Genomic DNA, 23523 nt, shown 5'->3' with positions numbered 1-23523 from the left:
GGCAAACAGGAAATGTATCCGCATGGGGTACCTTTCTCTTTGGAAATACTGGTCAACAAACAATCCGGTAAACAGCCTACTTGATATGGCGGTGCAAATCAAAGTTAACCCGCCGGCCGCCTCCGGCCAGTGCCTAAGCCGAACAACCGGGCTCAGCCGTAGGGCCGGATAACCACACTGCCATCGCGGTTGCGCTGCGCGCATGCGGCTTCGCTCAACGGTGCCAGCCGCGGACCCGGGGCTGCCGCCGCATTGCGCTGTGTGCAGCGTTTCAGGGCGATCTGATGATAGCCTTTGGCGGCCATGCAGGATCTTTCCAGCCGCTGGCGCAGCGGCTTGTTCACATCCACCGTGTAGATCCCGCCTTCGGCCCAATAACCGGGGTAGTAATAGCAATTTCCGCCATGACAGACCTTACGGCCCGGGTAGAAGACAGGCGGACGCTGGCGGATTTCGTTGGCGACCGGTGCGTCCTTCAAAGCTTGGGTCTGGCAGACGAGCTCGTCGGTTTGCAGGCGGGACACCTCCGCGCCCTGCTTGTAGTAGACCGGCACCGGGCCGCAGGCTGCCGTGCTCAGCAGCAGGGCAAGGCCCGCCAGGATCTTGAGATCGCCTCGCATAGGGAAAGAATGGCTGCAATCAGAGGAAGTTACAATTAAATTGACCGGCAAAGCGGCTTCTGTCATTCACTTCGGGCGAAACTCCGCCCGAATTTCCGCCAAGGGATACGCGTATGAAGGTCATTATCTGCGGCGCTGGCCAGGTCGGCTGGCAGATCGCCCGGCACCTGTCCGGCGAGCACAATGATGTGACGGTTGTCGACAACAACGCAGAGCTGGTGCGGCGGGCCACCGATACGCTGGACGTACAGGGGATACACGGCTTTGCCTCCTACCCGGACGTGCTGGAGCGGGCCGGAGCGCGGGATGCTGACATGATCATTGCCGCGACCCATTCGGATGAGGTCAACATGGTGACCTGCCAGGTGGCGCATTCGGTGTTCAAGGTTCAGCGCAAGATCGCGCGTCTGCGGGCCAAGAGCTATCTGACCGCAATTTATTCCGATCTCTATCAGCGTGAGCATCTGCCGATTGACGTGGTGATCAGCCCGGAACGCGAGGTGGCAGCGGCGGCGATGCAGCGGCTGTCGGCGCCGGCGGCTTTTGACACTGAGACCTTCATGGGCGGGATGGCGCAGCTTCTAGGCATCCAGATCGACGCCGATTGCCCGGTGGTGAACACGCCGCTGCGGCAGCTGACAGACCTGTTCTCGACGCTGCGGGCGATTGTGGTGGGGGTGCGCCGCGACGGCACCCTGTTCGCGCCGGAGCCGGGCGATCAGCTGTTCGTGGGCGACAGCTGCTATGTGTTCTGCCACGTGGACGACGTGCCCCGCACGATCGAGGTGTTCGGCAAACAGGAAAAACGCCAGGACCGTGTGGTCGTGGTTGGCGGCGGCAATGTCGGGCTGGAGGTCGCGAAGGCGCTGGAGAGCAGCACCGCGCGGATCCGCGCCAAGGTGATCGAACGCGACCGCAGGTCCGCGGAACGCGCGGCAGAGGAACTGGAGCGCACCATCGTGCTGAACGGCGACGGGCTGGACCGGGCGCTGATGATCGAGGCGGGCATCGACAAGGCGGATGCGATGCTGGCGGTCACGGATGACGACAAGACCAACATGCTGGCCGCCGTGCGCGCCAAGGCCGAGGGCTGTCCGCTGGCGATTGCGCTCATCAACGACCCGACCCTGGTGCCGCTGCTGCCGCACCTTGGGATCGACGCCTATATCAACCCGCGCTCCACCACCGTAAGCTCGATCCTGCGCCACATCCGCTATGGCCGGGTGCGGCAGGTCTACTCGCTGGGCGATGCCGAGGCTGAGATGATCGAGGCCGAAGTGCTCTCGACCTCGCCGATTACCGGGCAGATGATCCGGGACACCGACTTCCCCGAAGGCGTTCTGGTTGGCGGGGTGCTGAAGAACGGCGAGATGCTGCGCCCCTCCGGCGAGATGCGGATCGAGGAGGGCGACGTGATCGCGCTCTTTGCCATGGCGGATGACGTGCCGGAGGTCGAACGCCTGCTGCAGGTGTCGATCGACTACTTCTAGGATGCGCCGCCCGGTCCAAGCTCCCATCGGCGTGCTGCGCCTGCCGCTGTTCCTGCTGATCTGGGGCACCGCTTCGCTGGCGATGTGGCTGCCCGCCGTGCATGCGCTGGTGCTCGATGATCACCAGACCTCGCGCAGTTTTTTCTATGCCGGGCTTGCCGGGATAATCCTGGTGGTGCTGATTGCCCTGTCGATGGGCAACCGGGTGCCGCGTTACAGCATGCCCGGGCAGCTGCTATCCCTGCTGGCAACCTTTGCCGTGCTGCCTCTGTTCCTTGCGGTGCCGGTGCAGGATGCGCTGGTCAGTGCCCATTATTTGAATGCCTACTTCGATATGGTCAGCGCGATCACCACCACTGGCGCCGATATCTGGGCCGACCCCGCGCGGCTGCCGCCCAGCGTGCATCTGTGGCGGGCGATTGTCGGCTGGCTGGGCGGGCTGCTGATGTGGATTGCGGCCTCGGCGGTGCTGGCGCCGATGTCGCTCGGCGGGTTTGAAGTCACGACCAAGGGCGAGCCCGGCGGCGGCACTGCGTCACCGCTGCATATGGAGAAGGCCGATCCGCGGCGTCAGCTGGTGCAGGTCACCAGCACGCTGGCACCGGTTTATGCGGGGCTGACATTGGTGCTGTGGATGCTGCTGATCATCACCGGCGAGGAGGCGCTTGCCGGGTTGAGCCACGCCATGTCGGTGATGGCAACCTCGGGCATTTCCGCAACCGGCGGGGTGGAGAACGCCCACAGCGGTATTGCCGGCGAGATGGTAATGTTTCTGTTCATGTTCTTTGCCCTGTCCCGGCTGACTTTTTCCAGCGACACGGTGACGGCCGGCCAGGGGCGTCTGGACAAGGACCCAGAATTCCGCACCGGGCTTCTGATCGTATTCGGCGTGCCGCTGCTGTTGTTCCTGCGCCATTGGGTGGCGGCCTATGAAGTGGATGCCGGCGAAGACCTGCCGCAAGCGCTGTACGCGCTGTGGGGGACGCTGTTCACGGTGATGTCGTTCCTGTCGACCACCGGGTTCGAAAGCGCGCACTGGGAAGCCGCGCGGACCTGGTCGGGGCTGGAAACTCCCGGCATGATCCTGCTGGGGCTGGCGGTGTTCGGCGGCGGTGTCGCCACCACGGCGGGCGGGGTCAAACTGCTGCGGGTCTATGCGCTCTATCTCAACGGACTGCGCGAGATGGAGCGGCTGGTGCATCCCAGTTCCGTCAGCGGCGAAGGCGATCGCACCAAGCGGCTGCAGAAGAATGGTGCCTTTGTGGCTTGGGTGTTCTTTATGCTGTTTGCCTTGTCGCTGGCCCTGGTCAGCACCGCCCTGGCCGCGGTCGGCAACGATTTCGAGCAGTCGATCGTGCTGGCGATTGCCTCGCTTTCGACCACTGGACCGCTGACAGAAAGTGCCGCCAGCGAACCGATTGTGCTGAGCCTGCTGACAACACCGGCAAAACTGATCCTGTGCATCGCGATGGTGCTGGGGAGGCTGGAGACACTGGCCTTTATTGCGCTGCTTTCACCAAATCTGTGGCGCAGCTGACAACGGCTGGGAAGCGAGACGTGTTTTTCGGGTAGAAACTTGTATTTTCTCCGGTCATAGTGATTTTCACCGTGCGTGCTGGTCCGCAGCGCGTGGCAAGAACAAAGGCGAGAAAATAAAAAATGGCTTCGGACAGACAGAATCTTCAGGATGCCTTCCTGAATCACGTTCGCAAAACCAAGGTTCCGGTTACAATCTTTCTGATCAACGGGGTCAAGCTGCAGGGTGTAATCACCTGGTTCGACAATTTCTGCGTGCTGCTGCGCCGCGACGGACAGTCGCAGCTGGTCTACAAACACGCGATTTCGACCATCATGCCGGCCCAGCCGATCAGTCTCTATGAGGGTGAAGACTCCAATTGATGGAGCATGAGAGGAAGCGCACCCGTGCCTGGGTGCTGCATCCGGAAATCAAATCCGACAGCGGGCGCCGTGACGCAGCTCCCGCGCTTGAGGAGGCCGTTGCGCTGGCAGCGGCCTTGCCCGATCTAGATGTGATCGGCTCCAACGTCGTGCGCTTGCCCAAGGCGCATCCGGGAATGCTGTTCGGCTCCGGCAAGATCGAGGAGCTGGGGGGCGTCCTGAAGGCAAATGAAATTGAGCTGGTCCTGATCGACGGGCCGGTTTCCCCTGTGCAGCAGCGCAATCTGGAAAAGGCCTGGAAGGTCAAGATCCTGGACCGGACCGGGCTGATCCTGGAGATCTTCTCGGACCGCGCGGCAACCCGTGAAGGCGTGCTGCAGGTCGAAATGGCGGCGCTCAGCTATCAGCGGACGCGGCTGGTCAGGGCCTGGACCCACCTGGAACGCCAGCGCGGCGGGCTGGGGTTTGTCGGCGGACCCGGCGAAACCCAGATCGAGGCGGACCGTCGTGCCATCGACGACCAGCTGGTGCGGCTGCGCCGGCAGCTCGACAAGGTGGTGAAGACCCGGACACTGCACCGCGCATCGCGCGCCAAGGTGCCGTACCCGATTGTGGCGCTAGTCGGTTATACCAATGCCGGCAAGTCGACGCTGTTCAACCGCCTGACGGGGGCTGAAGTGATGGCCAAGGACATGCTCTTTGCCACCCTGGACCCGACCATGCGGCGGGTGCAGATCCCGGACGGGCCGGAGATTATCCTGTCCGACACGGTGGGCTTCATCTCGAACCTGCCGACGGAACTGGTTGCCGCCTTCCGCGCCACCCTGGAAGAGGTTCTGGCGGCGGATGTGATCCTGCACGTGCGCGACATCAGCCACGAGGACAGCAAGCAGCAGGCGGAAGACGTCGAGGCGATCCTGGCGTCGCTGGGGGTGGATGAAAACCGCGCCCGGATTGAGGTCTGGAACAAGCTCGACCAGCTGCCGGAGGAAGAAGCTGAAGCCCGCCGCCAGCGTGCGGAGCGTGAGGATGGCATTCATGCGATTTCGGCTCTGACGGGTGAGGGTTTGGATGGCCTCTTGGCCGACATTGCCGAAAAGCTGCAGGGCGTCCGCCACGAGGAGATCCTGACCCTGACCTTTGCACAGGGCAAGCAGCGCGCCTGGCTGTTCAAGGAGGACCTGGTGCAGCAGGAGGAGCAGACCGAGACCGGGTTTGACATCACCGTGTTGTGGACGGACCGCCAGAAGGCCAAGTTCGACAGGCTTTGAAACGAACCTCGAAGCACAAAAGGAAACGGGCGCCGCAGCGCCCGTTTTTTATTGCTCCGTTCTGGTTACCGCGGGGTGATCCGGGTGATGCCAACCGCAGCCGCGCGGGCCAAGTCCTCGTCCAGTGACATCGGGATATATTCACCGCGGCGCCACAGCTGTGCCATGTCGTCGTAGTAGCGCGACAGCGGGTGGCCGGACTGGCCGGTGGACACAATGAAGACCGAGCTGTCCGGGTCCGCAAAATCATAGACACCGCGGTAGCCGGCGGCGTGGATGTTCTGGAACGGATGCGGATCCCTGCCAGAGCTTTTGCCGCGCTGGAGGGTGTTGTCGCTGCCGCTGGTGGACTGGCGGATATTCACGAAATAGCGCAGAAGCGGCACCTTGCCGAGGACGGCATGGTCCTGCGTGGCCTGGTGGGCGTCCCCCCAGCGCAGCGATTCCAGCGCGCTGCCATAGCGTTCCTCGATCCAGATCAGCGCATCGTCCAGCGCCAGCCGGGCCATGTCGGTGCAGCTTTCCTTTGGTGCGCTTTGGCGGACGTCGCACCACGCGGAGGCACCGTCCACATCACGGTAGACACGCTCGATGAACAACGGCTCCACATGGCGGAAGGACTTGGCCACCGGCCCCAGTTCATCGGTGATCAGCCGGGCCTGCAGCGCCCGCACCCAGGCGGCATAGATCAGCGGCTCCGGCAGATGCTCGTTCATTTCGCCGTTCCACTCCGACAGCAGGGTCAGGGCAATCTGGCGCTGGCGCTCGCGGGTGCCTGCGGGGGCGGCTTCCCCTGTGAACCACAGGTCGGCGCCGATCAGCGGCAGCAGGGTGCGGGCGGTGTAGGAGACGGTGTCCAGCTGCGCCTCGATGAAGCTGTCTCGTGTGTGAACCTCGCGGTTCTGCATCAGCTTTTGCCAGCGGTGGATGCGCTGGGTGTCGCCCCAGTCGAACGAGACATGCTGCGGGAAGGGCCGGTCCAGGATTTTGTTGTTGGTGTTGCCCAGGATGCCGCCGGCAGGGCGGATAAATTCCGGGTTCTCCGCATAGGGGGCACGGCCCTGCCAGCGGTTTTCCGGGTGCCAGCCCTGGCTGGGCATCCGGCCTTTGCTCTGGTGTCCGGGGTCGCGTGCGGGGAAGGCGCCAACGGTCTTGAGCGCGATCGATTCCCGGTCCGCCAGCGTCAGGTTCTGAGAAGGCGCGATGAAATCCTCGCCCGCGTCGATAGCCTCTTGCACTGAGGTGCTGCGCATCAGGTTGATGGCAGCGCTCATCGAGGTGTCGTTTGGGCTGAGCACGGTCCAGCTGAGCGACACCACGTGGCCGGGCGGGGTGATCTCTGCAAGTTTGAACATGGAACCGGGCAGAACTGGGCCGTTGTCGGTCCAGCGCAGCGTCAGGGTGACCGGGGTTTCGTCCTTAATCTTGATGATCGAGGGGCGGGTGACGAACTCCTTATAGCCGTCAACGCTCAGATATTCCTGGCGGTTTTCCGGGTTCAGCCTTTCGATAAACAGATCCTGGTCGTCCAGGTAGGAGGAGGTGACACCCCAGCCCAGGGTGTCCGACCGTCCCGTGATGACCGCCGGAATGCCGGGTATGGTGCCGCCGATCACGCCGCCGGTGCCCAGCTCCAGCCGCGCCAGGTACCAGACGCCGGGGGCGCTGAGGCCCAGGTGCGGGTCATTGGCCAAAAGCGTGCCGCCAGCGGCTGAGCGGCTGGGATCGGCGGCCCAGGCGTTGGAGGCCCCGGCCAAACCGCGCGGCGCGACCGGGAACAGCAGGCTTTCCTCCTCAGCGCTCTCCGCGGAGGCGAAGTGGCGGGCGCCGGGCACAAGCTCGGCATATTCGGGCAGGGCGGTGATGCCGGTTCCCGGCGCATCCGGCAGGATATCCGTGATCCGGGTTTCGTCAGTCAGCGCCAGTGAGGTGCGGGCGCGCAGGATCTCTTCCCGCATGTGGCCGGACAGCTGCAGCGCCATCAGCTTCATAATGGCGATACTGTCGGCAGGCTGCCAGGGCGGCAGCGGCATGCCGAACAGGAACATTTCCGGCGCGCCGCGGCCAAGCGCGTCTTCGTTGATCTCCAGCAGCCGGGCGTTGACGCCGGCGGCATAGGCATTGAGCGCGGCCATTGCCTCAGGCGATTGCACTTGCACCGATTGCTGCGCCAGACGGTAGATATCCAGGCGCCGCAGGTAGGTGTCGGTTTTCACCGTGCGGGTGCCAAATATCTCCGACAGGCGGCCTTGCGCGGTGCGGCGCATCACCGCCATCTGCCACAGCCGGTCCTGAGCATGGGCATAACCTAGGCCGAAATAGACATCCTCGTCGCTGGCGCCGTAGCTGCCGAAAATATGCGGCACGTTGGCGTTGTCGCGGACAATTTCCACGGGCGAGGAGAGGCCTGGCAGGTCAAGCTCCTTGCTGTATTCGGGCAATGACTGCGAGGCGAGGTAGTACACCAGCGCAAAGGCCAGAACGCTCAGCAGAATCAGCCCCGCAGCAATGCGCAGAAGCCAGCGGAAAAGGTGTCCCATCAGCGGTTGTTTCCCATTGGGTTTTTGTCATTTCCACCGGCTGGCAGATTGCGCCCCGCGGCGGCGGTGTTAGGGTTGGCGCCAACATATGCGAAGACAGATCAGGGGAAAAGCAGATGGCAAAAATCGCGTTTCTGGGGCTCGGCGTCATGGGCTATCCGATGGCGGGGCACCTGCAGGCCGCGGGCCATGAGGTCAGCGTCTATAACCGTACTGAGGCCAAGGCCAAGGCCTGGGCTAAAGAGCATGGCGGCCATTTTGCGGCGACCCCGCGGGCGGCAGCCTCGGGCGCGGAGTTCGTGATGGCCTGTGTCGGTAACGATGACGACCTGCGGTCGGTTTGCCTGGGCGCGGATGGCGCGTTTGCCGGAATGGCCAAAGGCGCGGTGTTCGTCGATCACACCACGGTTTCGGCCAAGGTAACGCGCGAACTCTATGCGGCCGCGCAGGAGCAGGGGATCTCCTTTGTGGATGCGCCGATCTCTGGCGGCCAGGCCGGTGCGGAGAACGGCGCTCTGTCGGTCATGTGCGGTGGTGATGAAGAAGCCTATGCCAAGGCGGAGCCGGTCATCGGTGCCTACGCCCGCATCTGCCGCCGGATTGGCGAAAGCGGTGCCGGCCAGATGACCAAGATGTGCAACCAGATCGCAATTGCCGGTCTGGTGCAGGGACTGAGCGAGGCGCTGCATTTTGCGGAGAAGGCCGGGCTGGACGGGCGTGCAGTGGTGGAGGTGATCAGCCAGGGCGCGGCAGGCAGCTGGCAGATGGCCAACCGCTATGAGACCATGCTGGATGATCATTTCGAGCATGGCTTTGCGGTGGACTGGATGCGCAAGGACCTGGGCATCTGCCTGGACGCCGCGGATGAAACAGGTGCCAGCCTGCCGGTCACTGCGCTGGTCGATCAGTTCTACAAGGATGTGCAGAAGATGGGCGGCGGGCGCTGGGACACCTCGTCGCTGTTCAAGCGGCTGCGCAAACTGGATGGCTGAAACGAAAATGGCCTTTCCGGGTGGAAAGGCCATGCCTCCGGCGGGGATATTTGGGGCCAGATGAAGGAGCGGATCCTTTCCGGCCGGTTTCCGGTCAGGGGATGATGCGGGTGTATTTGGTGCCTTCCAGAGTGGCGCCCACACGCAGGCCGGCCTGCCCGAAAACGGCGGCAAGCACCGGCGAGGTCAGGGTATTTGTGTCGGCGGTCAGCGAGTTGCCTTCGTCCTTGATCACATATTCCACATCGGCGCCTGCCGCCCAGCCGGAGGAGCGGCGGAAGCCGGCCAGCGCGTCCTCGGTCATGAAGAACAGCACATGGGCATACTGCTGGGCGCCGATCTGAAGCCCTGCGTTGCCCTTGACGGTGGAATAGTAATCGACGGTCACGCCGTTGATCCGCAGCGCGCCGCGCCCGTATGCGCCGCCAAAGACAAAGCCGGCCTCAGTCACCAGCGGCATCACCAGCATCCCGGTTGCCTTTTCGGCCAAGGTGCGGGTGTTGGGGTACTGGCTGTACATCTGGTTCAGCGTTGCATCGACACGGGCGTCGATGGTGGCGGCGTTGCTGTTGCCGACGCCGTTGCCGCAAGCGGCGGTTACTCCGGCACCGGCCAGGGCGGCCAGGGCAAAGCCGCGGCGGGTCATGCGGGAAGAGGAAAAACTGCTCATTTCTCAGGTGCCTGTAATGATTTGCTGCAAGGCCGGTTTGGTCCGGCTCTGGGCTATGGTATACGCGGAAAACCGCTGCCTGTCATCAACTGCAAAGCGGTTATTGGCGGCTTCCCGCTGAATTGGCCGGGCGCAGATGTTAGCCGTTCAGCAGCTTGGCCGCGGCCGGGGCGAAATAGGTCAGGATGCCGTTGCAGCCGGACCGCTTGAAGGCCATCAGGCTTTCCATCATCACCTTTTCTCCATCAATCCAGCCGTTCTGCGCTGCGGCCTGGACCATCGCGTATTCGCCGGAGACCTGATAGGCATAGGTCGGCACGCCGAAAGCGGATTTCACGCGGTGGCAGATGTCCAGATAAGCGATGCCGGGTTTGACCATCACCATGTCTGCGCCTTCCATCAGGTCGCGCTCGATCAGCCGCAGCGCCTCGTCGCTGTTGGCCGGATCCATCTGATAGGTCTTCTTGTCGCCCTTCAGCGCCCCGGAGGCTCCGACCGCATCGCGGAAGGGTCCGTAGTAGGCGGAGGCGTATTTGGCCGCATATGAGAGGATTGCCACGTTGTGGTGGCCCGCCTTTTCCAGCGCGCTGCGCATGGCGCCGATGCGGCCGTCCATCATGTCGGACGGGCCAATGATGTCGGCGCCGGCGTCGGCCTGTGCGAGCGTCATCTTGACCAGCGCCTCGACGGTGGCGTCGTTGACGATCTCGCCATCCACCACATAGCCGTCGTGACCGTTGATATTATAGGGGTCCAGCGCCACGTCGGTCATCACCGCAATATCCGGGGCTGCATCCTTGATCGCGCCGATCGCACGGTTGGTCAGGTTGTCCGGGTTCCAGGCCTCGGCACAGTCCTCAGTCTTGAGCGAAGCGTCCGTGTAGGGAAACAGGCAGATGGCAGGGATCCCGAGCGCCTGCGCCTCAACCGCCGCTTCGGCGATCTTGTCTACTGAACGGCGCATCACGCCGGGCATGGAGGCGACCGGCTCTTCCATGCCTTCTCCATCGCGGACAAACACAGGCCAGATGAAGTCGGACGGGGTCAGGGTGTTCTCCCGGACCAGATCACGGATGGACTGGGTGGCACGGGTGCGGCGCAGGCGGGCGGCGGGGAAGGGCGCGACGGTGGGCTTCATGGCGGTCTCTCGTTTTGACTGGCCCATGGGTGGCATGGATGCTGTCCCGGGAACAAGAGGCACAATCGCCGCGTTGGAAAACTTGTGTGCCTTGCGGGGCTTGTCTGCGCGGGATTCCCGGTTGATATAGGGCCGGTTGAAGACTTTCCGGCCCGGAGCCAAGCGGGCAAAAAATGGGGGCTGGCGTGGATCTGCTTCACATTATCTATGAGATGATTGAGCTGCGGTCATTCTCCAACCTGTGGTACTGGATTTCGCTAGCAGTGCTGTGGTCCTCGGCCAGCCATTGGATTCTGGGCGTGCCCTACGACATGGTCTACCGGGCGCAGCGCAAGGGCGGCCAGGCGGAGCGGGATCTGGAAGACATCGCCCGGGTCAACGTGAACCGGCTGATGTATATCTCCGAGGTGTCCGGGCCCTGGCTGGTGGCGCTGTCCTGTTTTCTGCTGACCGGCCTGGCGATGCTGGGCTTTGTCTATCTGCTGGAAATCGCTCAGGCGGTGTTCCTGCTGGCCTTTCCGATGGCGGTGGTCGGGGTGATCAGCTATTTCACCGCCCGCCGGATCGCACGTGACGGGTCCACGGGAGAGGACCTTCGCAAACGGCTGGCCTTCTGCCGCCTGTATGTTCAGTTTGTTGGTGTGATATCGATTGTGGTCACCGCGTTCTGGGGCATGTATCAGAACTTGTCGATCGGAGCATTGTGACAGGCGGGCAGGGCAACTGGCTACTTGGCGCCCCTGGTGGATTTCTGAAGAGGATAACGCATGGCACAGCGTGCAATCACCATGGGCGGCGCGCCCGAAGGCTTTGACGCCCGGCTGATCCTGAAAGAGGTGCAGTCCTCCGGTGCGCCCGTGCTGCATGTGGCGCGCGACGACAAGCGGATGGAGGCGATGCGGGCGGCACTGGCTTTCTTCGCGCCGGACATGCCGGTGTTTGTCTTCCCGGGCTGGGACTGCCTGCCGTACGACCGGGTGTCGCCCAATGCCGATATCTCGGCCGCGCGGATGGCGGCCCTGGCGGCGCTGGTGCATCAGATGCCCAAGCAGTTCGTGCTGCTGACCACGCTCAACGCTGCCAGCCAGCGGGTGCCGGCACGCGAAGTGCTGCGCGAGGCCGCCTTTACCGCCCGCGTCGATCAGCGGATTGATGAAGAGGCGTTGCGCAACTTTCTGGTGCGTATGGGTTTTACCCAAAGCCCGACAGTGATGGAGCCGGGCGATTACGCGATCCGCGGCGGCATCATCGACATCTTCCCGCCGGGCGAAAGCGGCCCGGTGCGGCTGGACCTGTTCGGCGACGTTCTGGACGGCGCGCGGCGCTTTGACCCGGTGTCGCAGCGCACTACGGAAAAACTGGAGGTGGTGGAACTGGCGCCGGTCTCTGAAGTGATCCTGGATGAGGCGGCGATCACCCGGTTCCGTCAGAACTACCGGATCGAATTCGGGGCCGCCGGGACCGATGATCCGCTGTATGAAGCGGTCAGCGCAGGGCGCAAGCATCAGGGGATCGAGCACTGGCTTCCGTTTTTCCATGAGAAGCTGGAAACCCTGTTCGATTACCTGCCGCAGGCGTCTGTGACGCTGGATGACCAAGTGACGCCGGCGCGGCTCGCGCGCTGGGAGACCATCGAGGACCAGTACCAGACCCGCAAGCACGCGATGGAGCAGAAGGGGCGGATTGATACGGTCTACAAGCCCACGCCGCCCGGGCTTCTGTATCTGGATGATGCGGCCTGGGAGGCCGCGGTTTCTGGAATGCGTGTGGTGCAGTTTCATCCGCTGCCGCAGGCCTCCGGCCCTGGCGTCGTGGATGCCGGCGGCCGTATCGGGCGCAATTTTGCACCTGAGCGGCAGCAGGAAAATGTCAGCCTTTTCGGCTCTTTGGCTGCGCATATTAAAGCGCGGATGCAGGAGGGGCCGGTTCTGGTCGCCTCATACTCTGAAGGTGCGCGGGAGCGTCTGTCCGGGCTGATCGAGGATGAGGGCCTGGCCGAAGCGATCCCGGTGATGGACGGCACCCGCATCGGTAAGTCCGGCCTGCACCTGGCGGTCTGGGCGCTGGAGCACGGATTCGAAGCGCCCGGACTGACGGTGATCTCGGAACAGGACGTGCTGGGCGACCGGCTGATCCGGGCGCCGAAGAAACGCCGCAAGGCAGAGAACTTCCTGACCGAGACCCAATCTCTCACCCCCGGCGATCTGGTGGTGCATGTGGACCACGGCATCGGACGCTACAAAGGGCTTGAAGTGGTGACCGCGGCGGGTGCAGCGCATGAATGCATACTGCTGGAATACGCCGAGCAGGCCAAGCTGTACTTGCCGGTCGAGAACATCGAGCTGCTGTCCAAATACGGCCACGAGGAAGGCCTGCTGGACCGGCTTGGCGGCGGTGCCTGGCAGGCCAAGAAGGCCAAGCTCAAGGAACGCATCCGCGAGATGGCGGACAAGCTGATCCGCATCGCGGCTGAGCGCGCGCTGCGCAAGGCGCCGGTGATGGATCCGCCGCCGCACGCCTGGGAGGAGTTCTCGGCCCGCTTCCCCTATCAGGAGACCGACGACCAGTTGCGTGCCATCGAGGACGTGATGGAGGATCTGCACTCGGGCCAGCCGATGGACCGGCTGATTTGCGGTGACGTGGGCTTTGGCAAGACCGAGGTGGCGATGCGTGCAGCCTTTGTGGCGGCCATGTCCGGGCTACAGGTCGCGGTGGTGGCGCCTACCACGCTGCTGGCGCGTCAGCACGCTGCTTCCTTTGCAGAACGCTTCCGAGGTTTCCCGTTGCAAGTCAGGCAGTTGTCACGCTTTGTTAGTGCGAAGGAAGCAAGCCAGACACGCGAAGGGCTCGCAAAAGGCACCGTCGATATCGTGGTCGGTACGCATGCTGTTCTGGCCAAGAACATCAAGTTTCAGAACCTCGGCCTGCTGATCATCGACGAAGAACAGCACTTCGGCGTCGCCCACAAGGAACGCCTGAAACAGCTGCGCAGCGATATCCATGTGCTGACCCTGACGGCGACCCCGATCCCGCGGACGCTGCAACTCAGCCTGACCGGCGTGCGCGACCTGTCGATCATCGGCACCCCCCCGGTGGACCGCCTGGCAATCCGCACCTACGTTAGCGAGTTCGACAGCGTCACCATTCGCGAGGCACTGCTGCGGGAACACTATCGCGGCGGTCAGAGCTTCTATGTTGTGCCGCGGATCACCGATCTGCCGGAGGTCGAAGAGTTCCTCAAGGCGCAGTTGCCGGAACTCACTTATGTGGTGGCGCACGGTCAGATGGCGGCGGGCGAGCTCGACGACCGGATGAACGCGTTTTATGACGGCAAATACGACGTGCTGCTGGCAACCACGATTGTGGAAAGCGGGCTGGATATTCCGACCGCCAACACGATGGTTGTGCACCGCGCCGACATGTTCGGCCTGTCTCAGCTCTATCAGATCCGGGGCCGGGTCGGCCGTTCCAAGACCCGTGCGTATGCATACCTCACCACCAAACCGCGCCAGCGGCTGACGCCCGCAGCAGAGAAACGCCTGCGGGTGCTCGGTTCACTCGATACGCTGGGGGCCGGCTTTACCCTGGCCTCGCAAGACCTTGATATCCGTGGTGCCGGCAACCTGCTGGGTGAGGAACAGTCCGGCCAGATGCGCGACGTGGGCTATGAGCTTTACCAGTCGATGCTGGAGGAGGCGATTGCCAAGATCAAGGCGGGCGAAATGGAAGGCCTGTCGGACGCCGACGAGCAATGGGCACCGCAGATCAATCTGGGTGTTCCGGTTCTGATCCCAGAGGATTACGTGCCGGATCTGGATGTGCGCCTCGGCCTCTACCGCCGTTTGTCGTCGCTCTCGACCAAGGTGGAGCTGGAGGGCTTTGCGGCGGAACTGATCGACCGCTTCGGCAAGCTGCCCAAGGAAGTGAACACGCTTATGCTGGTCGTTCGGATCAAGGCTATGTGCAAACGCGCAGGCATTGCCAAGATGGACGGCGGTCCCAAGGGCGCCACGATCCAGTTCCACAACGACAAATTCGCCTCGCCTCAGGGGCTGGTGGAGTTCATTCAAGGTCAGAACGGCCTGGCCAAAGTGAAAGACAACAAGATCGTCGTGCGCCGCGACTGGAAAAAGGACAGCGACAAAATCAAGGGCGCCTTTGCCATCGCCCGCGACCTGGCGGAGAAGGTCGTGGCCGAGAAGAAGAAGGCGAAAGCCGGGTAATAGGCGCCAAGGAAATTCGAATTTCCTTGGCATATTTCTTCGCAAGAAATTCGCTCAGCCGCAGCAGCTGTCCGGCGCCATCGCAGCTTGAGCGCAGAAACAGGACGCGCCCACGGCCCGGTCTGCGCGTGCCAGCGCCCGGTCAAGCTGCTGTTCAATGTGCCTGATTTCAATCGTTTCGCCGCTGGCCTTCAAGCAATCGTGCAGTCCTTTGAGGCTCCAGATATTGGCGGGATGCACAGAGGCACGCGACAGGGTGTCGTCAAGCCCCAGGTCGGCGCGGTAGACGGCCTCGGCTTCTTCGGCATGGCCCTGCTCAAACAGCAGCGCGCCCAGTGCGTGGCGCGTGGGTTGCATCCAGCCCCAGGGCTCATCATAGGGCAGGTTGTCTTCCAGTTCCGCCGATCGGCGCAGATGGGCAAAGGCCGCGTCGTAGTTCTGTTTGCGGTACTCGATCTCACCGCGCAGCATTTCAGCTCCGATTTCAAGCAGGTCCACAACCTTGTTGTTGTGAAGCCGGCGCGTGTCCGGCATCCGGGCCTTGGCAGCCAGGAACAGCTTTTCTTCCGCCTCGGCCTTTGCCACACGTCCCGACGCGGCATAGGCGATGGCCCGGGCATAGTGGGTGTTTGCGGTCAGGGTGCAGTACAACTGCTGATCTTCGGGCAGGTCCAGCGCCATTGCCTCGTCCCAGCGGCCGAACCGCACCAGGATATGCGGATGCATCGCCAGATAGCTTTCAAAGAAGTCCGCAATGGGCGGGCTTTCGACCAGCAGCATCTCCGCCGGCGTGGTGTCCAGTATGCCCTGATTGGCCTCAAGCGCGGGTTCGATCTGGCCCAGGAACATCGCGCCGTAGATGACGAAATGGTAATTATGCTGGCGGTATCCGGTGTAGATGTTGAAGGCGCCTTCGCGTTCGTAGAACTTCAGGTCTGCCTCAATCGCCTTCCGGTTCCAATGCACCACGTTGTGGTAGTCGCCGCACAGCACGTCAATGTGCGTCGGCATATGCACCAGGTGGCCAGCATCCGGCACCAGCGTGCGCAGGGCATCCGCAGCCTTCAGCGCCTTTTCTGGGGTGGGCGACATTTCCATAAGATGCACATAAAGATGCAGCAGACCGGGGTGCTGCATGGCGTCCGTGTCATTCTCCATCACCCATTCCAGCACCTCTTGCGCCTCCTGCGTGGCTGCGCCCTCGGCAGGCAGGCCGGTCTTCAGGTCCCACATCTTCCAGGGAGTCAGGTTCAACAGGCTCTCAGCATAGACGGTACGCAGGTCCAGGTGATCCGGGCAGGCGGCAAAGGCTGCGCGCATGGCCCCGGCAAAATCGTAGTCCCAGGCGTGCATGTCCTCTCCCGGCTCGCGCTGCGGATAGCGGGTCTGGATGGCGCGGATCAACTGTTGTTCAGTCTCGGTGCAACCGTCGATGCACTTCAGTGCGGACTGCGCTGCGTCAAAGGCCGCTGCCAGTGCCTCGGCGCGGCTTTTGGCGTCCCGAAGGTCCCAGGGCAGGTTGTAGTTCGGGCCAGCCGCATAGGCGGCACCCCAATGGGCCATGGCGCAGTTCGGATCATGCTCCAGCGCGCGCTGAAAACAGGCGATGGCTTCTTCGTGATTGTAGCCATAGGTCCAGACCAGGCCGCGGTCGAACCAGCGCTGCGCCTCTGGTGAAGTTGTGGTCACCGGGCAGGAATAGCTGCCGAGATCATAATCGTAGCCCATGAAAAAAACCTCCCCAAATGATTGGAGAGGTTAGGATCAGGCAGGCGCACCGGCAAGGCCGTTATTCGGCAGGCAAGCGCGCCTCGGCTCTGGCCATTTGCAGCATCAGCACAAAGGCGAGGGACGCCATGGTCAGCAGACCTGCACTCAGCGGCAGCAGGGAACCGTCAAACAGCAGTCCGACCGGCGCGGCGATTGCGGCAGCCAAAACGGTGGAGATCGCGCCGATAACCGAGGCCGCCATGCCGGCAATATGGCCCATCGGCTCCATCGCGATGGCATTCAAGTTGCCAAGGGTGGTGCCCGCCAGGAAGAACACGCTGGTCTGCCAGGCGATGAACAGGCCGAACAGAAGCCCGCCCGGCAGCGGGCTGGAGCTGAGGAACAACATGGCGGCAGAGGCCAGGATCTGCACGGCAAGCGACCAGGTCACGATGCGCCGCATACCGACCCGGACAACGATGGCGGCATTCAGCAGGCTTGCCGTTCCCGCCATCAGCGCGACAAAGCCGAACCAGAACGGGAAGCTTTCGGCGCGGTCAAAGATCACGTCATAGACCGGCTGAACCATGGTCAGCATGGTGAACAGCATACCCAGGCACAAGGTCTGCACCATGATCGACAGTCGCACGGTGGGATGGCCCAGCATCTCCTTCACCGCGCCCAGCAGCAGGGGCAGGCGGAACGGGCGGCGGTTTTCCCGGGCTAGGGTCTCTGGCAGCCGCAGACCCATCCACACCACGATGATAACGGCGAAGATGGCAAAGGCCAGGAAGATGCCGCGCCAGCCGGAGAATGCGATGATGCCGGCGCCCAGCATCGGTGCGAAGGCAGGAACCAGAGTGAAGATCATCATGGCAATAGACATGAGGCGGGCCATTTCCCGGCCTGCGTAAAGGTCGCGCACGATGGCGATGCCAACAATGCGCGGCCCGGCGGCCCCCAATCCCATCACGACACGGGAGGCCAGCAGAAGCTCCAGCGATTGCGACCGCCAGGCAACGGCGGCGGCAAGGATATACAGCACCGCTCCGCCTGCAATCACGCGCTTGCGGCCAAAGGCATCAGACAGCGGGCCGGTGAAGAAAGTGCCAATCCCCATGCCCAGCACAAACGACGTCAGCACCAGCTGCGCGCGGTTGACGTCATCGGGGCTCAGCGCCTGACCGATCTCGGGCAGGGCGGGCAGCATCGCGTCGATGGAAAAGGCAATGGTGGCAAACATCATCGCAATCAGCGCGATGAATTCAGCCTTGGCCATGCCATGGGCGGGGGACTGTGACATCTGAAACCTCTAACAGCTCTTCAGATGGTTCCGGGGAATAGGGCCGGTCTGGGAGCTGTCCGCTTCCGCTACCACAATCCTCCCAGCCGTGCCAGCGCCCGGTTGCACAGGAAGCTGTGCATAGTTGCGATGCTAAGCAGTCTCGCGGCGGCCTAGTTGCCCTCGGCCTCTTTCAGCTGCTTTTGGATGTCCTCAATCACCTGCTTCCACAGTTCCGGCGGCTGGGCGCCGGGCACCGCGTGCTGATTGGCGACAATGAAGGTTGGCACCGAGCTCACGCCCATCTCCCGGGAATGGGCGTCGCGGTCGCGGATTGCCTGCACATCGCTGTCGCCCTCCAGAAGGCGGGCAGCGACATCTGCCTCCATGCCTGCTGCCTGCGCGATCTCCGCCAGCACCGCTTGGTCGCCGATGTCCTTGGCGTCCACGAAGTAAGCCTGGAACAGGGCGTCCACGACCTGGCCCTGCTTGCCCTCGATCCCGGCCCAGTGGATCAGCCGGTGCGCGTCCAAGGTATTCGGGGTGCGCTTCATCGCTTCGAAGTTGATCGTCAAACCTGCTTTTTCCGCGTGTTCCACGACGGGCGCATAGGCCTTGACCGCGCCTTCCTTGCCGCCGAACTTGCGCTCCAGATACTCACGCCGGTCCATGCCTTCACGCGGCATGTCCGGGTTCAGCTGGAACGGGTGCCATTCAATGACGAAAGGATGGTTCGGGACCTCCGCCAGCGCCTTGTCCAGATGGGTCTTGCCGATATAGCACCAGGGGCAGATCGGGTCTGACAGGATGTCGAGTTTGACAGTGGCCATTTGGGTCATCCTTTGAACAGGGCAGGCAGGGCGCGGCGCAACAGTTTGCCATTGGCGCCGGTGGGCAGCGCGTCCAGATGGACATAGGCGCGCGGCTGCTTGTAGCGGGCCAGGCGCTGGGATGCAAAGGCCTGCAGGTCCTGCGCGTTCAACTCTTCGGGACCGGTGTAAAAGGCAGCGATGATATAGGTTTCTTCCTTCACCTCCACCGCGGCAGCGCCGGCCTGAGCGATGCCGGGATGGGCGGCAAGCGCGGTTTCGACCTCGATCGGCGACACCCGGTAGCCGCCTGCGTTCATCATGTCATCGCTGCGGCCGAGATAGCGGATCTGGCCGTCAGCCGTCATTGCCCCTTGGTCGCCGGTCAGGAACCAATCGCCCTGATAGCGTGCGGCGGTTTCCTCCGGTGCGTTCAGGTAGCCCAGCATCAGCCCCGGATCGGAGCGGTGGATCGCGATAGTGCCTTCCTCGCCCATTTGCACCGGTCCGTCCGTGCCCAGGATGGCCACCTTGCGGCCCGGTTGCGGCTGGCCCAAAGCGCCATCCTGCGCCGGGTGCGAAGGTGACGAGGAAATGAACGTCGAGCACTCCGACATGCCGAAAGCTTCATAAAGCCCGCAGCCGGTTGCTGCATCCCAGGCTTCGTGAAGGTGCCGTGAAAGCTTTTCACCTGCGCAAAGCCCATGCCGTAGGTCCGGCAGGTTCAGCGGGCCGCCGCGCAGGAACTTGCGGTAGACACCAGGGGCCGCTGCAAAGATGGTCGCGCGGTGCCGTTTGAGCAGCGCCGGCAGCTCTTCGGGCGGTGTTCCCGGAGCCGGGATCAGCGCCGTGGCACCTGCAGCCCAAGGGTCCATCAGCCCTGTGCCCAGCGTATAGGTCCAGTTGAACGCGCCCGCATGCAGCAGCCGGTCCTGCTCAGTCAGCCCGTACCATCCGTCAACCATCATCTGCCGCGCCCAGACCGCCCGGTGAGCGTGTGCCACGGCGCGCGGATTTCCGCTGGTGCCGGATGTATAGACCACATAGGCTAGGCGTTCCGGGTCTCCGGGGGCGTACTCACAAGGGGGTAGGCCGTGCATATCGAGCAACTGCCGGGTGGTGATCTCCACCGGGTGACTCGCGCAGGCCACCGCCGGATCGCGCAGGACCGCCGCAGGGTTCAGATCGGCGATTATCCGGGCGGTTTCCGGCCCGGTCAGCTGGGCCGAGGTCGGCACCGGCACCAGCCCGGCGGCAATGGCGCCGAGATAGGCAATCGGAAACTCGACCGTGTTGCCGAGCCGCATCAGCACGATGTCGCCCGGGTTCAGACCCGCCGCCAGCAGGCCGGTTCCAGTCCCGCGTACCGCGGCCTCCAGCCGGGCATAGCTCCAATCGTCGTGAGAGTCGCCCTCAAGAACCGACAGCGCAGTCTTTTCCGCCAGCCGGCCAGCATGGCGCAGCACATGGGCGGCAAGATTGAAGGGCGAGGGGCAGGGCGCGAAGGGCCCCTGATCAAAAACCGACAGCATGGCAAATGGCTAGCCTGCGCTGTCCTGCGTTGCAAGGCGCGCAGGTGCGGCTTATAGAGTGGCTATGACTGGCCGTGACCCGAAATCCCTGATCACCATCGCCCGCGCCAATGGCGGCGAAGACGACGCAGAACCGCTGGATCTGGGCGCCCGGGTGCGGGAGCTTCGCAAGGCGCGGGACTGGACGCTGGAACATGCCGCCAATCAGGCCGGGCTGGCGCGGTCGACCCTGTCAAAGATCGAAAACGGCCAGATGTCACCGACTTACGAGGCGTTGAAGAAGCTGGCCGTGGGTCTGGAGATATCGGTGCCGCAATTGTTCACCCCGCCGCAGCGGGATCAGGTGAACGGCCGGATGACGGTGACCAAATCCGGCGACGGATCGGCCCATGCCACCGCGACCTATGAGCACGAGCTGCTGGCTGATGGCCTGACACGCAAACAGATGCTGCCCTACCGGGCGCGGGTGCGGGCGCGGTCGATGGAGGAATTCGACGGCTGGGTGCGCCATGACGGCGAGGAGTTCCTGTATGTGCTGACAGGCGTGGTCAAGCTCTACACGGAATTCTATGAGCCGATTGAGATGCGCCGCGGCGACAGCGCCTATTACGACGCGGCGATGGGCCACAACGTCATCTCTGTCAGCCCCGAAGATGCAATGATCCTCTGGGTGACGTCGCTGGCCTGACGTGGCGTGCTAGTGCTTGCGGCCGTCCAGCTCTCTCAGAAGGCTTTCGATGTAGAGGAAATCGTCCACCTCCTCCTTGGCTTCATTCAAGGTAAGGTGATGGGTGCGGGCCAGATAGGCAACAAATCTGTCCCGGTCATCCAGTATGGACGGCGCATTGCTGGCTTTCAGGTGCGGAAAGCGCTGTTTGATGCGGGGCATCCTGTCAATCCAGCTGGCAGCTGCTGCTTGTACAGGCATGGGGGGAACTCCCTGACAAACGGTGTATGGTTTTTGGCCCCCCATGGTAACACTTTTCGTGTCATTTTGTAACGTCCGGGTGTGGCGCCCGGGTCAAGTCTGCCGGCCTCGGCGGGTTTCCGCCGGGGTTGAGCGCTCGGCAAACAATCGCGTCAGCACCACGTGGCCGATCCCAACCGCAATCAGCTGCATCACGATGAACATCGGAATGTGGCCCGGATAGATGCCTGCGAAGGTGTCAGTAAAGCCGCGGGCGATGGTGACCGCCGGGTTGGCAAAGCTGGTGGAGGACGTGAACCAATAGGCGCCGGTGATGTAGAGGCCGACCAGCGGGGGAACCGCGTCGGGACGCGATCGCAGCCCGCCGAAAATCACGAACAACAGGCCGAAGGTGGCCAGGATCTCGGAAAACCATTGGGCAGTTCCAGTGCGGTGCATGGTGGTCGAGCTTTGCAGAATTGCAAGATCGAACATCACGTGACAGGCCCAGACACCAAGAATACCGCCGCCGATCTGCGCCAGAACATACGGCCCGACCGCGCTCCAGGAGTGTTCGCCGCGCATGGCAAAGGCCAGCGTGACAGCCGGATTGAAATGGGCGCCGGAAACCGGGCCCAGCGTGGTGATGATCACATAGAGCATACAGCCGGTGGCAACGGCATTGGCCAGCAGTGCCAAGGCCACGTTTCCGTCAGCAAGGGTCTCCGCCATGATACCGGAGCCCACCACCCCAACCAGCAGCATGGCGGTGCCCAGGCCCTCGGCCAGAAGTTTCTGCGCGGTCATGCGATCTCTCCAATCCGCTTGAGCTGCTGTGTCAGTTCCGCCGCGCTCATGGTTTCAAATGGAAGCTCCAGCAGCGCCTTGGCGCGTTTTTCCAGCGTGGCATAGGCCGCGCGGAAGGCTGCGTCCCAGTCCGGTTGCTCAGCCGCGGCGGGATCTTCTACGCCCCAATGGGCGCGCACCGGCGCGCCGGGCCAGACCGGGCAGGTTTCACCCGCGGCTGAGGCGCAGACGGTGATGACCATGTCCATCTCCGGCGCGTCCTCGGCGGCGAACTCATCCCAGCTTTTGGACCGGGCGCCGGAGGTGTCGTGACCCAGTTCCTTGAGCAGCGCCAGCGATTGCGGATGCACTTTGCCAGTGGGGTTGGAGCCTGCCGAATAGGCGCGCACGCGGCCTGCACCAAGCGTATTGAAGATCGACTCCAGCAGGATTGAGCGCGCGGAGTTGCCCGTGCATAGGACGAGAATGTTCATGATTGATGACCGTGATTGAGGGTTAGTCGGAAGAGTTCGCGCGGCCGATATCGTCAACCCGGTGCTGAAGCGACATGCGGTCGAGGGTATCAAAAGGCAGCGCCGCAAAGGCTTTGATGCGGTTGCGCAGCAGCCCGTAGGCCTGCTGGAAGGCAAGGCGCCGTTCGGCGTCTGTGCCTGTCGCCTTCACCGGATCGGCCAGCCCCCAATGGGCGCTCATCGGCTGGCCGGGCCAGGCCGGGCATTCCTCGTTGGCGGCGTGATCGCAGACGGTGAAGACGAAATCCATCTGCGGCGCATCTTCCGCTGAGAATTCACCCAAATCCTTGGAGCGCAGTTCAGAGGTGTCGTGCCCCTTGGCCTGCAGCAGCGCAGTCACTTCCGGCCGCGGGCCGGGAGACGGGCTGGTGCCCGCGGAATAGGCGCGGAATCTGCCGCCGCCCTCATGGTTGAGAATGGCTTCGGCCAGCAGCGATCTGGCGGAATTGCCGGTGCAGATGAACAGCACGTTCAAAGGGCGCTCGGTGGTGGGAACCGGCATTACCTCAGAACTGGCGGGGGAGCAGATGTCTGGCCGGTTCCGGCAGCAGCCGGACAGCAGATCATCAAACATGCCGCGCAGACCCGGCAGGTCGGCGGCGTACATCAGCGAGGTGCCGGTCCGGTGCTGGCTGATCAGCCCGGCCTGTTTCAGCACTGACAGATAGGCCGAGGCGGTGTTGGCCTTGAATTCCAGCGCCGAGGCGATTTCCCCAGCAGGAACGGCGTCCGGATAGCGGCGCATCAGCAGGCGGAACAGGGCTAGCCGGTTGGGGTGCGCCAGGGCACCAAGCTTATCTGTGATCTCTATTTCCATAATTCGCGAAATACGGAAATGAAAAGCGGCTGTCAACTCAGTTCGCGGCTATCGGCCCACAGCGTCAGGCCGTCAATCGGCCTCGTACCACCAGACATCTGGCATGAAGCCGGTGCGGTCGCCGTAGATCGGGAGCTTATCCGGGTAGCGCATTTCCTTGATGTGGGCGATCCGTCCGGCATCGTATGTCCAGAACGGGATCACGTAACGCCCCGCGGTCAGCACCCGGTCCAGCGCCCGCACGGCGGCGGTGAAATCCTCGGGCTCCTTGGCGGTCAGCATCGCGTCGATCATCGCTTCGGCG

The 23523-nt window shown here is 63.2% G+C and carries 20 protein-coding genes and 1 pseudogene; 8 read left to right on the top strand and 13 right to left on the bottom strand.

Annotated features, from left to right (window positions below; genetic code table 11):
- Positions 1–152: 152 nt before the first annotated feature.
- Positions 153–620, bottom strand: coding sequence for a hypothetical protein (locus tag AC4HIX_RS19170; protein WP_490400159.1), 468 nt, complete (start codon positions 618–620; stop codon positions 153–155).
- Between the two features lie 113 nt (positions 621–733).
- Between AC4HIX_RS19170 and trkA the strand changes: the two genes are divergently transcribed.
- From trkA to hflX, 4 genes are all read left to right on the top strand, one after another.
- Positions 734–2110: a Trk system potassium transporter TrkA gene (gene trkA / locus AC4HIX_RS19165; protein ID WP_475052289.1), complete on the top strand. Its 1377-nt coding sequence runs from the start codon at positions 734–736 to the stop codon at positions 2108–2110.
- A 1-nt stretch (position 2111) separates the two neighbouring features.
- Positions 2112–3647: a TrkH family potassium uptake protein gene (locus AC4HIX_RS19160; protein WP_490400158.1), complete on the top strand. Its 1536-nt coding sequence runs from the start codon at positions 2112–2114 to the stop codon at positions 3645–3647.
- A gap of 122 nt (positions 3648–3769) precedes the next feature.
- Complete coding sequence (gene hfq, locus AC4HIX_RS19155; protein ID WP_005611588.1) at positions 3770–4009, top strand: RNA chaperone Hfq; 240 nt, start codon at positions 3770–3772, stop codon at positions 4007–4009.
- Positions 4009–5280, top strand: coding sequence for a GTPase HflX (gene hflX, locus AC4HIX_RS19150; protein ID WP_490400157.1), 1272 nt, complete (start codon positions 4009–4011; stop codon positions 5278–5280). The genes hfq and hflX overlap by 1 nt, the downstream gene beginning before the upstream one ends.
- Positions 5281–5345: 65 nt before the next feature.
- Here the strand turns inward: hflX and AC4HIX_RS19145 are convergent, their stop codons facing one another.
- Complete coding sequence (locus AC4HIX_RS19145; RefSeq protein WP_490400156.1) at positions 5346–7820, bottom strand: penicillin acylase family protein; 2475 nt, start codon at positions 7818–7820, stop codon at positions 5346–5348.
- Between AC4HIX_RS19145 and AC4HIX_RS19140 the strand changes: the two genes are divergently transcribed.
- A complete protein-coding gene (locus AC4HIX_RS19140) occupies positions 7721–8812 on the top strand; it encodes an NAD(P)-dependent oxidoreductase (RefSeq protein ID WP_490400155.1) in 1092 nt (363 codons plus the stop codon). The genes AC4HIX_RS19145 and AC4HIX_RS19140 overlap by 100 nt on opposite strands.
- 94 nt (positions 8813–8906) lie before the next feature.
- Here the strand turns inward: AC4HIX_RS19140 and AC4HIX_RS19135 are convergent, their stop codons facing one another.
- Both AC4HIX_RS19135 and hemB read right to left on the bottom strand, forming a co-directional pair.
- A complete protein-coding gene (locus AC4HIX_RS19135; RefSeq protein ID WP_475052279.1) occupies positions 8907–9482 on the bottom strand; it encodes a lipid-binding SYLF domain-containing protein in 576 nt (191 codons plus the stop codon).
- Positions 9483–9621: 139 nt separating this feature from the next.
- Positions 9622–10620 (bottom strand): porphobilinogen synthase, encoded by a 999-nt coding sequence (gene hemB, locus AC4HIX_RS19130; RefSeq protein ID WP_490400154.1) that lies wholly within the window; start codon positions 10618–10620, stop codon positions 9622–9624.
- 185 nt (positions 10621–10805) lie between these two features.
- Here hemB and AC4HIX_RS19125 point away from each other — a divergent pair, with 185 nt between their 5' ends.
- Together AC4HIX_RS19125 and mfd are read left to right on the top strand one after the other, a co-directional pair.
- Complete coding sequence (locus AC4HIX_RS19125; protein ID WP_490400153.1) at positions 10806–11327, top strand: component of SufBCD complex; 522 nt, start codon at positions 10806–10808, stop codon at positions 11325–11327.
- A 60-nt stretch (positions 11328–11387) separates the two neighbouring features.
- A complete protein-coding gene (gene mfd, locus AC4HIX_RS19120) occupies positions 11388–14843 on the top strand; it encodes a transcription-repair coupling factor (protein WP_490400152.1) in 3456 nt (1151 codons plus the stop codon).
- A 54-nt stretch (positions 14844–14897) separates the two neighbouring features.
- Here mfd and AC4HIX_RS19115 read toward each other — a convergent pair whose 3' ends face one another.
- From AC4HIX_RS19115 to AC4HIX_RS19100, 4 genes are all read right to left on the bottom strand, one after another.
- A complete protein-coding gene (locus AC4HIX_RS19115; RefSeq protein WP_490400151.1) occupies positions 14898–16571 on the bottom strand; it encodes a tetratricopeptide repeat protein in 1674 nt (557 codons plus the stop codon).
- Between the two features lie 61 nt (positions 16572–16632).
- Positions 16633–17856, bottom strand: a complete 1224-nt coding sequence (locus tag AC4HIX_RS19110) for a multidrug effflux MFS transporter (protein ID WP_490400150.1) — start codon at positions 17854–17856, stop codon at positions 16633–16635.
- A gap of 152 nt (positions 17857–18008) precedes the next feature.
- A complete protein-coding gene (locus AC4HIX_RS19105; protein WP_490400149.1) occupies positions 18009–18674 on the bottom strand; it encodes a DsbA family oxidoreductase in 666 nt (221 codons plus the stop codon).
- Positions 18671–20176, bottom strand: coding sequence for a class I adenylate-forming enzyme family protein (locus AC4HIX_RS19100; protein WP_490400148.1), 1506 nt, complete (start codon positions 20174–20176; stop codon positions 18671–18673). The genes AC4HIX_RS19105 and AC4HIX_RS19100 overlap by 4 nt, the downstream gene beginning before the upstream one ends.
- A 64-nt stretch (positions 20177–20240) precedes the next feature.
- On the opposite strand from AC4HIX_RS19100, the gene AC4HIX_RS19095 reads away from it, so the two are divergent.
- Positions 20241–20864, top strand: coding sequence for a helix-turn-helix domain-containing protein (locus AC4HIX_RS19095; protein ID WP_475052260.1), 624 nt, complete (start codon positions 20241–20243; stop codon positions 20862–20864).
- A 9-nt stretch (positions 20865–20873) separates the two neighbouring features.
- Here AC4HIX_RS19095 and AC4HIX_RS19090 read toward each other — a convergent pair whose 3' ends face one another.
- From AC4HIX_RS19090 to AC4HIX_RS19070, 5 genes and pseudogenes are all read right to left on the bottom strand, one after another.
- A complete protein-coding gene (locus AC4HIX_RS19090; protein WP_475052259.1) occupies positions 20874–21104 on the bottom strand; it encodes a hypothetical protein in 231 nt (76 codons plus the stop codon).
- Positions 21105–21197: 93 nt separating this feature from the next.
- Complete coding sequence (locus AC4HIX_RS19085; RefSeq protein WP_490400147.1) at positions 21198–21890, bottom strand: aquaporin; 693 nt, start codon at positions 21888–21890, stop codon at positions 21198–21200.
- Positions 21887–22363 carry an arsenate reductase ArsC gene (locus AC4HIX_RS19080; protein WP_490400146.1) on the bottom strand — a complete coding sequence of 159 codons (477 nt, stop codon included), beginning with the start codon at positions 22361–22363 and terminating at the stop codon, positions 21887–21889. Before AC4HIX_RS19080 ends, AC4HIX_RS19085 begins: the two co-directional genes overlap by 4 nt.
- Before the next feature lie 22 nt (positions 22364–22385).
- Positions 22386–23219 carry an arsenate reductase/protein-tyrosine-phosphatase family protein gene (locus AC4HIX_RS19075; RefSeq protein ID WP_490400145.1) on the bottom strand — a complete coding sequence of 278 codons (834 nt, stop codon included), beginning with the start codon at positions 23217–23219 and terminating at the stop codon, positions 22386–22388.
- Between the two features lie 72 nt (positions 23220–23291).
- Positions 23292–23523: pseudogene (locus AC4HIX_RS19070) on the bottom strand (ABC transporter substrate-binding protein); the annotation flags it as partial.

This window comes from Leisingera sp. (assembly GCF_982940295.1).
The sequence above is the reverse complement of the archived record's forward strand: the minus strand, read 5'-3'. Positions and strand labels throughout refer to the sequence as shown.